Genomic DNA, 12,809 nt, shown 5'->3' on the forward strand with positions numbered 1-12,809 from the left:
CACGTCCACCAGGGCGTCGACGGCCGCGGCGGCGCCCGTGGGCCAGGGTTCGACGCCGTACAGCCCCGGTGGCGTGATCGGCGGCACGGCGTCCGGCTCCGGCTCCGGCTCGGGCGGCGGCACGGCCGGCCGCCAGGACAAGGACCGGCGCAAGTCCGACACGACGACGACCGAGCAGCACAACACCGCCAACCAGCAGGTGCTCCCCGGCGTGCCCGCGCCCGGGCGCTCCACCTCGGCCCGCTCGGCGGAGTTCGGCAGGTTCGCGGCGGCCAACGCGCAGCACGCGGCGGTGACCGGCCCCGGCGGGTCGACCGGCACGCTGGCCGGCGCGGGCCAGGTCGGCGGCAACGACACCGTGCACAAGCGCAGCACGCCCGCCCCGGCCCAGCCCGTGTTCGACCCGTTCGGTGGATTGGGTGGTCCTCGCGGCGCGGACGACGAAGAAGATGCCACGCACGACGCCGCCGACTACCTTCGGCAGACGGACGACATCTACGGCGTCGGCGGGACCATCTCGCCTGCGGTGATCGGGGAGAGCACCACCCACTGATGACGACGTTCGGTTTGGACCTCGGCGGCAACGACCTCCGCGAGCCGGTCACCATCTCGGCGCTGGAGTTCGACGTGCTGTGGGAGCACCTGCGGCTGGAGACCATGCCGCTGGTGCTGAAGGTGCCGTCACCCGGCAGGACGCACGCGGAGCGGGCGGAGCTGGAGCGGCAGGCGTGGGCCGACCTCGACCGGCGCGGCCTCGGCCGGCCGGTGTCGCTCGACCCGATGCTGGAAGACCTGCTGCACCTGCTGAACCGGCCGCAGCGGGAGGTGGACGGCCGCCTCTGGCTCGGGCGCAGCGTGCGCGTGCTGGCGGCGGCCAAGGGCCAGTCCGGCGTGCTCGCCGTGCTGGACGACGGGCAGCTCACCCTGCGCGCCGCGAGCAGCGAGGGCCTGCCGCGCGAGGCCCTGTCGGTGCTGCCGCCGCTCCCCGCGGGCCCCGGCCACTCCGTCACGCTGCCCAGCGCCGACCTGGACGCCGCCGCGGCCCGGGCGGAGACGCCGGACGACCTGGAGAACGCGCTGCGGGGCCAGGGCGTCCGCCCGGAGGACGCCCGCACGTTGGCGGACATGTTCCGCGACGCGGGCAACCGCGGCCAGTTCGGGGCCGCGCACCGCGACAAGTGGGGCAAGCGGGTCCGGGCGGAGCACGTGGTCTCGTTCTTCGACAATCCGCACGGCCGGTACATCCAGCTCCGCCGCGCCGCGCCCGGCCTGCCGCCGTGGAGCACCGTCTCGCCGGTCGACTCGCGCCGCCTGATCCAGCACCTCGAAGAGCTGGCCCAGGACGCCTGACGCGCCACGGGCGGCCGCCGGTCAGCCCGCGCGTCGGGGCGACCCCACGCGTGACGGCGTCGGCGACCCATGCCCGTCCGGCGGGACCACCCGGCCACCCGGCGGCCTGCCGGTGGGCCGGGCACGTCCCACCGGAGGGTTCGGTGATCCGGGCCGACTACTGCGGGATCAGGGTCCTATCCCCTGGCACGGACGGGTTCGGAGGTCGGCGACGTAGTCGTCGGGGGCGCCCGCGGCTTCGGCGGCATCGGCGACCACGCCGATGTACCGGGCCGACGGCAGGCCGCCTTCGTAGGCGTCCAGCACGTACAGCCAGGCCGTCACCGATCCTTCGAGGGTCTGGACGCGCAGGCGGATCTTCTTGTAAAGACCCAGGGCACCCTCCCACCTGTCCAGGCGGGACTCGTCACGGGGGCTCACGTCGTAGAGCACGCAGAACACCTGCGAGTCGGGGTCCTCGACGATGGTGGCGAGCGCGCCCTCCCAGCCCAGGTCCTCGCCACCGAACGTCAGACGCCATCCGGCGAGCCACCCGGTCCCCGCCATCGGGGAGTAGGGGGCTCGCTCCATCATCTGGTTCGGGTCCATGTTGGACCCGTACGCGGCATAGAGCGGCACGACGACAGCCTAGCGACCTCTCGATCACCCTGACGTACCAGAAGACCGGACAACGCACTCCGACACCCGACCGCGTACGGTTGTCCCCGGCTGCCCCAGCGCCGACAACCACGAGGAGGACGTGTCGTGACCCGCATCGTCATCATGGGCGGTGGCCCCGCAGGTTACGAGGCGGCACTGGTCGCGGCCCAGCACGGGGCCGACGTGACCATCGTGGAACGCGAGGGCCTCGGCGGCGCCTGCGTCCTCTACGACTGCGTGCCGTCCAAGACGTTCATCGCCTCCGCGGGTGGCCGCAGCGCCTTCCGCAACGCCGGTGAGCTGGGCATTCGCACGAACAACGCCGAAGCGGCGGTCGAACTGCCGGTCGTCCACGGACGGGTGAAGGGCCTTGCGCTCGCCCAGTCCGCCGACGTCCGGGCCCGCCTCCAGCGCGAGGGCGTGCGGATCGTGAACGGCGTCGCGAAGTTCTGCGACAACGCCCGCGGGCTCGCCCAGCACGAGGTCGTGGCGATCGGCGAGGACGGCACGAAGGAAGTCCTGCCGGCCGATGTGGTGCTCATCGCAACCGGCGCGACCCCGCGCGTGTTGCCCGGCGCCGAGCCGGACGGCAAGCGGGTGCTCACGTGGCGCCAGATCTACGACCTCCCCGAGCTGCCCGAGCACCTGGCCGTCATCGGGTCGGGTGTCACCGGCGTGGAGTTCGCCTCGGCGTACACCGAACTCGGCGTGAAGGTGACCATGGTCTCCAGCCGCGACCGGGTGCTCCCCCACGAGGACGCCGACGCGGCCGTGGTGCTGGAGGACGTGTTCGCCGAGCGCGGCACGGCGGTGGTCAAGCACGCCCGCGCGGACCGGGTCGAGAACGTCGGCGACGGCGTCCTGATTCACCTGGAAGACGGTCGCACGATCGAGGCAAGCCACGCCCTGATGACGGTCGGCAGCGTCCCGAACACCGCGGACCTCGGCCTCGACAAGATCGGCATCGAGCTGGGCCGCGGCGGGTACATCCCGGTCGACCGGGTGTCGCGGACGAACATCTCCGGTGTCTACGCGGCGGGCGACTGCACCGGCTTGCTGCTGCTCGCGTCGGTGGCCGCCATGCAGGGCCGCATCGCCATGTGGCACGCGCTGGGCCAGGGCGTCAGCCCGATCCGGCTGAAGACCGTCGCCGCGAACGTGTTCACCAACCCGGAGATCGCCAGCGTCGGCATCAGCCAGCAGGCGATCGACTCGGGCGAGGTGCCCGCGCGCACGATCATGCTGCCGCTGGCGACGAACCCCCGGGCCAAGATGGAGGGCCTGCGGCGCGGTTTCGTGAAGCTGTTCTGCCGGCCGGCGACGGGCGTGGTCATCGGCGGTGTCGTGGTCGCGCCGAACGCCAGCGAGCTGATCCTGCCCATCGCCCTGGCGGTGCAGAACCAGCTCACGGTGGAGGACCTGGCCACCACGTTCTCGGTGTACCCGTCGCTGACGGGTTCGATCACCGAGGCGGGCCGCCAGCTCATGCGCCACGACGACCTCGACTAGTCCGAATGGGCTAACCGGGACAACCGGCCGGGGTCGGCGCACGTCTCCCCTTCATGGTGATCCGCGCCACACTCCTGGTTCCGGTCGCCGTGCTGCTCGTGGCGTGCGCCACGCCCGGCACGGCGCCGTCCGAGAACGCCGCGGGCCCCGGCACGGCTACCTCGACCACCGCGCCGGCCGAACCCACCTCCCCGGCGGCCACCGTCGGGGTGGCCCGGTCGGCGCCGACCGAGGTGCGGGTGCCGCGGATCGACGCGCGCTCGTCGCTGGTCCCGTTGGGGCTCAACCCCGACCGGACGGTGGAGGTGCCGCCGATCGAGCAGCCGATGCAGGCCGGGTGGTACTCGCACGCGCCGACACCGGGCGAGGTCGGTCCGGCGGTGATCCTCGGGCACGTCGACGGGAACAACCAGCCGGGGATCTTCCACCGGTTGCGGGAGGTCGTGGTCGGCGACGAGGTGCTCGTCTCCCGTGAGGACGGGGGCACGCTGCGGTTCGTCGTGCGGCGGGTGGACCAGGTGCCGAAGGACGAGTTCCCCACGGACGCGGTGTACGGGGACACCGCCGTCCCGGAACTCCGGCTGATCACCTGCGGGGGGAGCTTCGACAGCGCCGCGCGGAGCTACCGGGACAACGTGATCGTCTACGCGGCGCTCGCCTAGGGGGTACCAACGATGCGCAAGAGAATCCTGTTCGCCACAACCCTGGCCGCCTCGGTGCTGTTCGCACCGGTCGCGGCGTCGGCCCAGTCCGCGGCGGGCTGGAGCTACCCGAACCCGGCGGAGGCCGGCAGCAGCGGCACGGTGACCGTCATGTGCGGCGGAGCCCTGCCGCCGGTGGGCATCTGGTCGGATGCCTTCGCCTCGGTCGGCCCGTTGTCGCCCACCGGCGACAACGGCGGCAACGTCGTCTACTCCGGCCCGGTGAAGTTCATCGACGAACCGGGCACGTACCCGGCCAGGGTCAGGTGCGCCCGCCAGGACTACCAGGACGGCGGCTCCATCACGCTGAAGCCGGCCGGGTCGCTCGAGCCGGTCCTGACCTTGCGGCCCACGACCCTCCAGCCGGGGGGCACGATCACCGCCGGCGTCCCGAACGGCGCCTGCCGCTACCAGGACGGGTCACTCGGGCCGATCCGGTCCGACGGGTTCGTCGAGCCCATCCACACCGTGGTGGACCCGACCCTGGAGTCCCACGTCGGCAGTGGGCAGGTCGTGAACCGGCCGGGGACCTACCAGGCACGGGCGACGTGCGGCAAGGGTGAGGTGAGCGCGTCGTTCACGGTCGTGGCGGCGGCCGACCCCGCGCCCAAGCCCGACCCGCAGCCGAAGCCGAAGCCCCAGCCGCAGGTGCCGGTGAAGCCGGTCGGCGCACCGCAGACGGGCGGCGGCGGCACGGCCTGACCCGCCGGGCGCGTGGGAGGAGCGAACGCCCCTCCCACGCGTCGAGGTCACTCGACCCAGTCGAAGGTCCTGGTCACGGCCTTCTTCCACTGCGCGTACGTCTTCGCGCGGGCCTCGTCGTCCATCGCCGGGTCCCACTGCTTGTCCTGGGCCCAGTTCTGCCGGATGTCGTCCTCCGACTCCCAGAAACCGACCGCCAGGCCGGCCGCGTAGGCGGCGCCGAGCGCGGTCGTCTCGTTGACCACCGGCCGGATCACCGGCACGCCCAGGATGTCCGCCTGGAACTGCATCAGCAGCTCGTTGACGACCATGCCGCCGTCGACCTTCAACGACTTCAGCGGCACGCCCGAGTCGGCGTTCATCGCGTCGATCACCTCGCGGGTCTGGAACGCCGTGGCCTCCAGCACCGCGCGGGCCAGGTGGCCCTTGTTCACGAACCGGGTCAGGCCGACGATCGCGCCGCGCGCGTCCGACCGCCAGTACGGCGCGAACAGGCCGGAGAACGCGGGCACGAAGTACGCGCCGCCGTTGTCCTCCACCGTGCGGGCGTGCTGCTCGATCTCGGCCGCCGTGCTGATCATGCCGAGGTTGTCGCGCAGCCACTGCACCAGCGACCCGGTCACCGCGATGGAACCCTCCAGCGCGTACACCGGGTCGTTCGAGCCGATCTTGTAGCAGACCGTGGTGAGCAGGCCGTTCTCGCTCATCACCTTGTCCGTGCCGGTGTTGAGCAGCACGAAGTTGCCGGTGCCGTAGGTGTTCTTGGCCTCGCCCGGCGACAGGCACGCCTGGCCGAACGTGGCCGCCTGCTGGTCGCCGAGGATGCCCGCGATCGGCACGCCCGCGAGCGCGCCGCGCTCCCGCACCTTGCCGTACTCCTCGGACGACGAGCGGATCTCCGGCAGCATCGACAGGGGGATGCCCATGTCCGCCGCGATGCCCTCGTCCCAGCTCAGCGTGTCGAGGTCCATCAGCAGCGTGCGGGACGCGTTGGTGGGGTCGGTGACGTGCACGCCGCCGTCCACCCCGCCGGTCATGTTCCACAGCACCCAGGTGTCCATGTTGCCGAACAGCAGGTCGCCCGCCTCGGCCTTGGCGCGGGCGCCCTCGACGTTGTCGAGGATCCAGCGGATCTTCGGCCCGGAGAAGTAGGTCGCCAGCGGCAGGCCGGTCTTGTCGCGGTACCGCTCCTGGCCACCGCCGAGGGCGGCCAGTTCCTGGCAGATCTTGTCGGTGCGGGTGTCCTGCCAGACGATCGCGTTGTAGACGGGTTGCCCGGTGGTCCGGTCCCAGACGAGCGCGGTCTCGCGCTGGTTGGTGATGCCGACGGCGGCGACGTCCGCGGTGGTGAGGTCGGCCTTGGCCAACGCGCCCGCCGCCACTTGCCTCGTGTTGGTCCAGATCTCGTTGGCGTCGTGCTCGACCCACCCGGCCTGCGGGAAGATCTGCTCGTGCTCCTTCTGGTCGACCGAGACCACGCGGCCCGAGTGGTCGAAGATCATGCACCGGGTCGACGTCGTGCCCTGGTCGATCGCGGCCACGTACTTGGTCATGCGCTGGAGTCCTTTCAGACCGGGAGAACCAGGTACAGGAGTGCGGCGAGCGCGCCGCCGAGCAGCGGCCCGACGACCGGCACCCAGGCGTAGCCCCACTCGGCGCTGCCCTTGTCGCGGATCGGCAGGATCGCGTAGGCGATGCGCGGCGCGAGGTCGCGCGCCGGGTTGATGGCGTACCCCGTGGGACCACCGAGGGAGGCGCCGATGCCGATGACGACGAACGCGACGCCCGCGTAGCCGAGCGCGGAGTTGCCCAGCTGCGGGACGCCACCGTCCGACTCCTGCGCGACCGGGCTCAGCAGCACCCACGCGACCAGCACGAACGTGCCGATCACCTCGGTGACGACGTTCCAGCCGGCTCGCGGGATGGTCGGACCGGTGCAGAAGATGCCACGCGTGCCCGCCGGGTCGTCGTGCGCGTCGAACTGGGTCTTGTAGGCCAGCCAGGCGAGCACGGCGCCGAGGAACGCGCCGACCATCTGGCCGGCGAAGTAGACGGGGACCTGGCCCCAGGGTGTCTTCTCCGCGATGGCCAGGCCCAGGGTGACCGCGGGGTTGAGGTGCGCGCCGCTCGGCGCGGCGATGCTGGCGCCCGCGAAGACCGCGAAACCCCAGCCGATGTTGATCAGAAGCCATCCGCCGGCGTTGCCCAGCGTGTCCTTCAGGACCACGTTGGCGACCACGCCCGCACCCAGCAGGATCAGGATCCCGGTGCCCAGCATCTCCCACACGAAGATCGAGCCACTGCTCATCCGCCGACCTCCTCGCCATGACAGGAGGCAGCACGGTCCGGGTCCGGCGGCGCTGCCCACCCCACGATGTCCGATGACGCTAGTTCCGCTCTGATCAGTTGTCCACGGGTGGCGTACCAGCGGGTAACGTGGTCGAGTCAGCCTGGTCGGACCAGTCGAGTCGAGCATCAGGGAGGCGTCAGTGGTTACGCGCAAGCACCCCGCCACCGCAGGCCGGCTGGGACCTCTCGAACGCCAGGAGGCCTGGGAACGGCTGGGCGCGGAGACCTTCGACCTGGTGATCATCGGTGGTGGCGTGGTCGGCGTGGGCACCGCGCTCGACGCGGCGACCCGCGGTCTGCGGGTGGCGCTGGTCGAGGCGCGCGACCTGGCCTCCGGCACGTCCAGCCGCTCGTCCAAGCTGTTCCACGGCGGGCTGCGGTACTTGGAGCAACTGGAGTTCGGGCTCGTGCGCGAGGCGCTGCGGGAACGCGAACTGATGTTGACCCGGCTCGCGCCGCACCTGGTCAAGCCGGTGTCGTTCCTGTACCCGCTGACGCGTCGCGGGTGGGAGCGCCCGTACACGGCGGCCGGGCTGCTCATGTACGACACCATGGGCGGCGCGCGGTCCGTGCCGGGGCAGAAGCACCTGACCAGGGCGGGCGCGCTGCGGCTGGTGCCGGCGCTGAAGCCGTCCGCGCTGGTCGGCGGCATCCGGTACTACGACGCGCAGGCCGACGACGCCCGGCACACCATGATGGTCGGCCGGACGGCGGCGCACTACGGCGCGGTCGTGCGGACGTCCACGCAGGTCGTGGGCTTCCTGCGGGAGGCGGACCGGGTGTCCGGCGTGCGGGTGCGGGACGTGGAGGACGGGCGGGAGACGTCCGTGCGGGCGCACGCCGTGATCAACGCGACCGGCGTGTGGACCGATGAGCTGCAACGCCTGTCCGGCAGCCGCGGCCGGTTCCGCGTGCGGGCCTCGAAGGGCGTGCACATCGTCGTGCCGCGGGACCGGATCGTGTCCGAGTCCGGTCTGATCCTGCGCACGGAGAAGTCGGTGCTGTTCGTGATCCCGTGGCGAAATCACTGGATCGTGGGAACGACGGACACCGATTGGAACCTCGACCTGGCCCACCCGGCGGCCACCCGGTCGGACATCGACTACATCCTCACGCACGTCAACTCGGTCCTCGCGACGCCGTTGACGCACGACGACATCGAGGGCGTGTACGCCGGGCTGCGGCCGTTGCTGGCCGGTGAGAGCGAGTCGACGTCGAAGCTGTCGCGCGAGCACGCCGTGGCGCGGGTCGCGCCGGGGCTGGTCGCGATCGCCGGCGGGAAGTACACGACGTACCGGGTCATGGGCGCGGACGCCGTGGACGCGGCGGCGGTCGACCTGCCGGGCCGCATCCAGGCGTCGATCACGGACAAGGTGCCGCTGGTCGGCGCGGACGGGTACCACGCCCTGGTCAACCAGGCCGACCAGCTGGCGACCCGGTACGGCCTGCACCCCTACCGGGTGCGGCACCTGCTGGACCGGTACGGCTCGCTGGTGCACGAGGTGCTGGACTCGGCCGACCCCGAGCTGCTGAAGCCCGTGCCCGCCGCGCCGGACTACCTCCAGGTCGAGGTGGTGTACGCGGCGTCGCACGAGGGCGCGCTGCACCTGGAGGACGTGCTGACGCGCCGGACCAGGATCTCGATCGAGTACCCGCACCGGGGCGTGGAGTGCGCGCTGCCGGTGGCCCGGCTGATGGCGGGCGTGCAGGGGTGGGACGACGACCGGGTGGCGCAGGAGGTGGCCGTGTACACGGCGCGCGTCGACGCGGAGCGGGCGTCGCAGGCGGAGCCGGACGACCAGGCGGCGGACGCCGTGCGGTCGTCGGCGCCGGAGGCGCGGCCGGAGATCGTCGAGCCGGTGAGCTGAGGCGCGGCCTGGCAGGCTCGGTCCCATGACCGACGGCGACGCGAAGACGCACCTGCACGACAGCCTGCGCTGGATCCGCGAGGCGGTGCTCACGAAGCTCGACGGGCTCTCCGAGTACGACGCCCGTCGCCCGATGACGCTCACCGGCACCAACCTGCTCGGGCTGGTCAAGCACCTGGCGACGTGGGAGGCCCGGTACTTCGGCGAGGTCTTCGGCCGCCCGTTCCCCGAACCCCTCCCCCGCTGGGACGACGAGGACGCCCGCCGCGCCGACATGTGGGCGACCGAGCACGAGACGCGCGCCGACGTCGTGGACCGGTACCGGCGCGTGTGGGCGCACTCCGACGCCACGATCACCGCGCTCGACCTCGACGCGCCCGGGCACGTGCCGTGGTGGCCGGACTCCGAGGTGACCCTGTTCACCATGCTGGTCCACGTGCTCACCGAGACCTGCCGGCACGCCGGGCACGCCGACATCCTGCGGGAACAGGTCGACGGCTTGGTGGGGCTGGACGGCGACGGTTTGGCGCTGCGGCAGGACGCGGCCCACTGGGCGGAACGCCGCGCGACCATCGAGCGTGCCGCGCGGGCGGCCGACCCGACCGCGGGCTGACCGCCTCACGGCAGGCCGGCGGCCCGGTGCCCGAGCGGCACTGAGCCGGTCGGGCGCCGGGGGACCAGTCAGGCCAGGGCGGCCAGGGCCGCGTGCACCATGACCCGGATGCCGACCAGCAGGGCGCGCTCGTCCAGGTCGAAGCCGGGCTGGTGGAGGTCGCGCTGCTTGCCGACGCCGTCCCACACGCCGAGGCGCGCGAACGAGCCCGGCACGTGCTCCAGGTACCAGCCGAAGTCCTCGCCGCCGGACGACTGCTCGGTGCCCGCCAGCGCGTCCTCGCCCAGCGCCGCCTCGACGCCCGCGCGGAGCAGCATGGTGCTCTCGCGGTCGTTGACGACCGGCGGCACGCCGCGGCGGTGGTGCAGGTCGAAGCCGACGCCGGTCGGCGCGAGGAGCGCGCCCACCAGCTCCTTGATCAGCGGTTCCAGCTCGGCCCAGATGTCGCGGTCGCCGGTGCGCAGCGTGCCGCGCAGCACGCCGTCCTGCGGCACCGCGTTCGGCGCCTCTCCGGCGTGCACGGCGCCCCACACGAGCACGGTGCCCGAGCGCGGGTCGACGCGGCGCGACAGCAGGCCCGGCAGGCCGGTGATGACGGTGCCCAGCGCGTGCACCAGGTCCGCGGTGAGGTGCGGCCGGGACGTGTGGCCGCCGGGCGAGGTCAGGCGCAGCTCCAGCATGTCGCTGGCGGACGTGATCGCGCCGATCCGGGTGCCGATGCGGCCGACTTCCAGCCTCGGGTCGCAGTGCAGGCCGAAGATCCGCTCCACGCCGTCGAGGCCGCCCGCCGCCAGCACGTCGAGCGCGCCGCCGGGCATGACCTCCTCGGCCGGCTGGAACACCAGCCGCACCCGTCCGGGCAGCTCGGTGGCGGACGCCAGGGCCAGCGCCGCGCCCAGCAGCACGGTGGTGTGCGCGTCGTGGCCGCACGCGTGCGCCACGCCGTCCACAGTGGACGAGTACGGGACGCCGGTGTTCTCGGGCAGCGGCAGGGCGTCGATGTCGGCGCGCAGCGCGACGCACCGGGGACCGGAGCCGACGTCGCAGACGATGCCGGTGCCACCGGGCAGCACGCGTGGTTTGAGGCCGGCCGAGCGCAGCACGTCGGCGATCAGCCCGGTGGTCGCGTACTCCTGCCGCGACAGCTCCGGGTGCGCGTGGATGTGCCGGCGCCAGGCGACGACCTCGGAGGCGTTCGCCGCCAGCCAGTCGTCCAGCCACGAGGGGCCGCGCCCCTCACCGGGATCATCCACAGGGGCAATGCTGACCCCGTGATCGGTCAACAGCACCTCGGCACCCTCCTCCGGCAGACGCGAGTCCAGGACCGTCATGCCACACCTGCCAGCAGTCGAGCGCGCTGCGCACCGTCGGTGGCGGCGGTAATCGTGGTCCAGGCCAGGGCGAGCGCCCCGTCCAGCACAGCTCGGTCGGCGGACGCCGACGCACAGGCGGTCGCGAACTCGATTTGGTGGTTCACCGCGTCTCCGCAGTCGATGGCGATGGTCGGGTGGATGGCCGGCAGCGCACGGGTGATGTTGCCCATGTCGGTGCTGCCGATCTTCTCCTTGAGCTCCTGCTCGGGGCTCATCGGATGCCTCCCCAGCTCGACGGCGGCACGCCGGTAGGCGTCCGCGAGCCAGGGGTCGGGGGTCAGCTCGGCGTACACGGGCGAGACCTTCACGACCTCGTGGGTGCAGCCGGTGGCCAGCGCGCCCGCCTCGAAGCAGCGGTTGATCCGCTCCTCCAGCCGGCGCAGGGAGTCCAGGTCGTCGGCGCGCAGGTCGAACATGGCCGACGTGCTGGCGGGCACGACGTTCGGCACGGAACCGCCGCGGGTGACGATGCCGCTCACCATCTGGCCGGGTTCGAGGTGCTGCCGGAGGAGGCCGATGGCCACCTGGGCGACGGTGATCGCGTCACCGGCGTTCACGCCCAGGTGGGGCGCGGCGGCGGCGTGCGACGGCTTGCCGGTGTAGTGGACCTCGACGTCGGTGATGGCCAGGGAGCGCGCGGCGACGGCCTCGTACGGAGCCGGGTGCACCATCATCGAGAACGCCACGTCGTCGAATACCCCGCGTTCGAGCATCAGCACCTTGCCGCCGCCCACCTCTTCGGCGGGCGTGCCGATCACCCGGACGGTGAGGCCCAGCTCGTCGGCGACGTCACGCAGGGCGAGGGCGGCTCCGGTGGACGCGGCGGCGATGACGTTGTGCCCGCACGCGTGGCCGACCTCGGGCAGCGCGTCGTACTCCGCGCACAGGCCGAGCACCAGCTCACCGGAGCCGAACGACGCGGTGAACGCCGTCTCCAGGTCCGCGACGCCGCGCTCGACCTCGAAGCCCTCGGCGGCGAGCAGGTCGGCGACCTTGGCGGCGCTGCGGTGCTCGGCGAACGCCTGCTCGGGCTCGGCGTGGATGCTGCGGGAGAGGCCTACCAGCGCATTCGAGTACCGCTCGACGGCCGAGCGCGTGCTCATCTTGAAGTCGGTACCCATTTGCTTCCATCCTGCATCACGGTCTGCTGAGCGCGACGCACCTCGGGTTGATCAACCGGCAACCGGTTGCGAGGCTGCGCCAAGCGGTGCTCGAGTTTCGGTCAGACCGATCAAGTCTGCGCAGGCCATGCTAAAAGGCGACTACACGTCACCTGGAGCCTCCCACCTGGTGGGAGTCAGCCGGACTTGCGCCCGGCGCGCCACTTCGACCAGCGCTTCTTGTTCCGCCAGTACACCAGGGCGAACAGGAGCACCGCGATGCCGCCGAGCCACATCTTCTTGCGGGTCTCCCCCGTGGCGGCGGGGGCGGGCTCCTGCGGCGCGTCGATGGCCGGGCCGGGCTCGATCGTGCCGCCGGGCGCGACGGAGTCGGTCTGCCCGACCACGAGCTGCGACGATGTCGTCGCGGCGGTCCCTGTGCCCGGCACGGCGAGAGCACCGGCCAGCACCAGGAGGAACACCGCGAGCACAGATCGCCACATGGTCGCCAAGCCTAGTCACCGCCTGTCGTGGATACCACTGTCAGTGGTCAGCCAAACCGGTGGCAACGCACGTCAGGTGAGCGTGCGCGCACGCCCCGTGGT

12 protein-coding genes and 1 pseudogene are annotated in these 12,809 nt (G+C 72.3%); 7 read left to right on the top strand and 6 right to left on the bottom strand.

Annotated elements, in window-relative coordinates:
• A pseudogene (locus ACFQ3T_RS13495) lies at positions 1–553 on the top strand (PPE domain-containing protein); the annotation flags it as partial.
• A complete protein-coding gene (locus ACFQ3T_RS13500; protein ID WP_380723578.1) occupies positions 553–1,350 on the top strand; it encodes an ESX secretion-associated protein EspG in 798 nt (265 codons plus the stop codon). The pseudogene ACFQ3T_RS13495 and the gene ACFQ3T_RS13500, both read left to right, overlap by 1 nt.
• A gap of 168 nt (positions 1,351–1,518) precedes the next feature.
• Here ACFQ3T_RS13500 and ACFQ3T_RS13505 read toward each other — a convergent pair whose 3' ends face one another.
• On the bottom strand, positions 1,519–1,968 hold the full coding sequence (locus ACFQ3T_RS13505) for a gamma-glutamylcyclotransferase family protein (protein ID WP_033429064.1): 450 nt from the start codon (positions 1,966–1,968) through the stop codon (positions 1,519–1,521).
• A 126-nt stretch (positions 1,969–2,094) separates the two neighbouring features.
• On the opposite strand from ACFQ3T_RS13505, the gene ACFQ3T_RS13510 reads away from it, so the two are divergent.
• The 3 genes from ACFQ3T_RS13510 to ACFQ3T_RS13520 are packed head-to-tail and all read left to right on the top strand — an operon-like array spanning position 2,095 to position 4,901.
• Complete coding sequence (locus tag ACFQ3T_RS13510) at positions 2,095–3,498, top strand: NAD(P)H-quinone dehydrogenase (protein WP_380723579.1); 1,404 nt, start codon at positions 2,095–2,097, stop codon at positions 3,496–3,498.
• A 53-nt stretch (positions 3,499–3,551) separates the two neighbouring features.
• Positions 3,552–4,160 (top strand): class F sortase, encoded by a 609-nt coding sequence (locus ACFQ3T_RS13515; RefSeq protein ID WP_380723580.1) that lies wholly within the window; start codon positions 3,552–3,554, stop codon positions 4,158–4,160.
• A gap of 12 nt (positions 4,161–4,172) precedes the next feature.
• A complete protein-coding gene (locus tag ACFQ3T_RS13520; RefSeq protein ID WP_380723581.1) occupies positions 4,173–4,901 on the top strand; it encodes a hypothetical protein in 729 nt (242 codons plus the stop codon).
• 47 nt (positions 4,902–4,948) lie between these two features.
• On the opposite strand, the gene glpK is transcribed toward ACFQ3T_RS13520, so the two are convergent.
• Positions 4,949–6,454: a glycerol kinase GlpK gene (gene glpK, locus ACFQ3T_RS13525; RefSeq protein ID WP_380723582.1), complete on the bottom strand. Its 1,506-nt coding sequence runs from the start codon at positions 6,452–6,454 to the stop codon at positions 4,949–4,951.
• Positions 6,455–6,468: 14 nt separating this feature from the next.
• Positions 6,469–7,209 carry an MIP/aquaporin family protein gene (locus tag ACFQ3T_RS13530; RefSeq protein ID WP_380723583.1) on the bottom strand — a complete coding sequence of 247 codons (741 nt, stop codon included), beginning with the start codon at positions 7,207–7,209 and terminating at the stop codon, positions 6,469–6,471.
• 181 nt (positions 7,210–7,390) lie between these two features.
• Between ACFQ3T_RS13530 and ACFQ3T_RS13535 the strand changes: the two genes are divergently transcribed.
• Both ACFQ3T_RS13535 and ACFQ3T_RS13540 read left to right on the top strand, forming a co-directional pair.
• Positions 7,391–9,118, top strand: coding sequence for a glycerol-3-phosphate dehydrogenase/oxidase (locus tag ACFQ3T_RS13535; RefSeq protein ID WP_380723584.1), 1,728 nt, complete (start codon positions 7,391–7,393; stop codon positions 9,116–9,118).
• A 25-nt stretch (positions 9,119–9,143) separates the two neighbouring features.
• Positions 9,144–9,731: a DinB family protein gene (locus ACFQ3T_RS13540; protein WP_380723585.1), complete on the top strand. Its 588-nt coding sequence runs from the start codon at positions 9,144–9,146 to the stop codon at positions 9,729–9,731.
• 68 nt (positions 9,732–9,799) lie between these two features.
• On the opposite strand, the gene ACFQ3T_RS13545 is transcribed toward ACFQ3T_RS13540, so the two are convergent.
• The 3 genes from ACFQ3T_RS13545 to ACFQ3T_RS13555 all read right to left on the bottom strand — a co-directional run bounded on the left by ACFQ3T_RS13545 (position 9,800) and on the right by ACFQ3T_RS13555 (position 12,707).
• Positions 9,800–11,062 carry an amidohydrolase gene (locus tag ACFQ3T_RS13545; RefSeq protein WP_380723586.1) on the bottom strand — a complete coding sequence of 421 codons (1,263 nt, stop codon included), beginning with the start codon at positions 11,060–11,062 and terminating at the stop codon, positions 9,800–9,802.
• Positions 11,059–12,225, bottom strand: a complete 1,167-nt coding sequence (locus ACFQ3T_RS13550; RefSeq protein ID WP_380723587.1) for a M20 family metallopeptidase — start codon at positions 12,223–12,225, stop codon at positions 11,059–11,061. The genes ACFQ3T_RS13545 and ACFQ3T_RS13550 overlap by 4 nt, the downstream gene beginning before the upstream one ends.
• 176 nt (positions 12,226–12,401) lie before the next feature.
• Complete coding sequence (locus tag ACFQ3T_RS13555) at positions 12,402–12,707, bottom strand: hypothetical protein (RefSeq protein ID WP_380723588.1); 306 nt, start codon at positions 12,705–12,707, stop codon at positions 12,402–12,404.
• Positions 12,708–12,809 lie beyond the last annotated feature (102 nt).

The organism is Saccharothrix hoggarensis, from assembly GCF_042678885.1.
Lineage (GTDB): Bacteria > Actinomycetota > Actinomycetes > Mycobacteriales > Pseudonocardiaceae > Actinosynnema > Actinosynnema hoggarensis.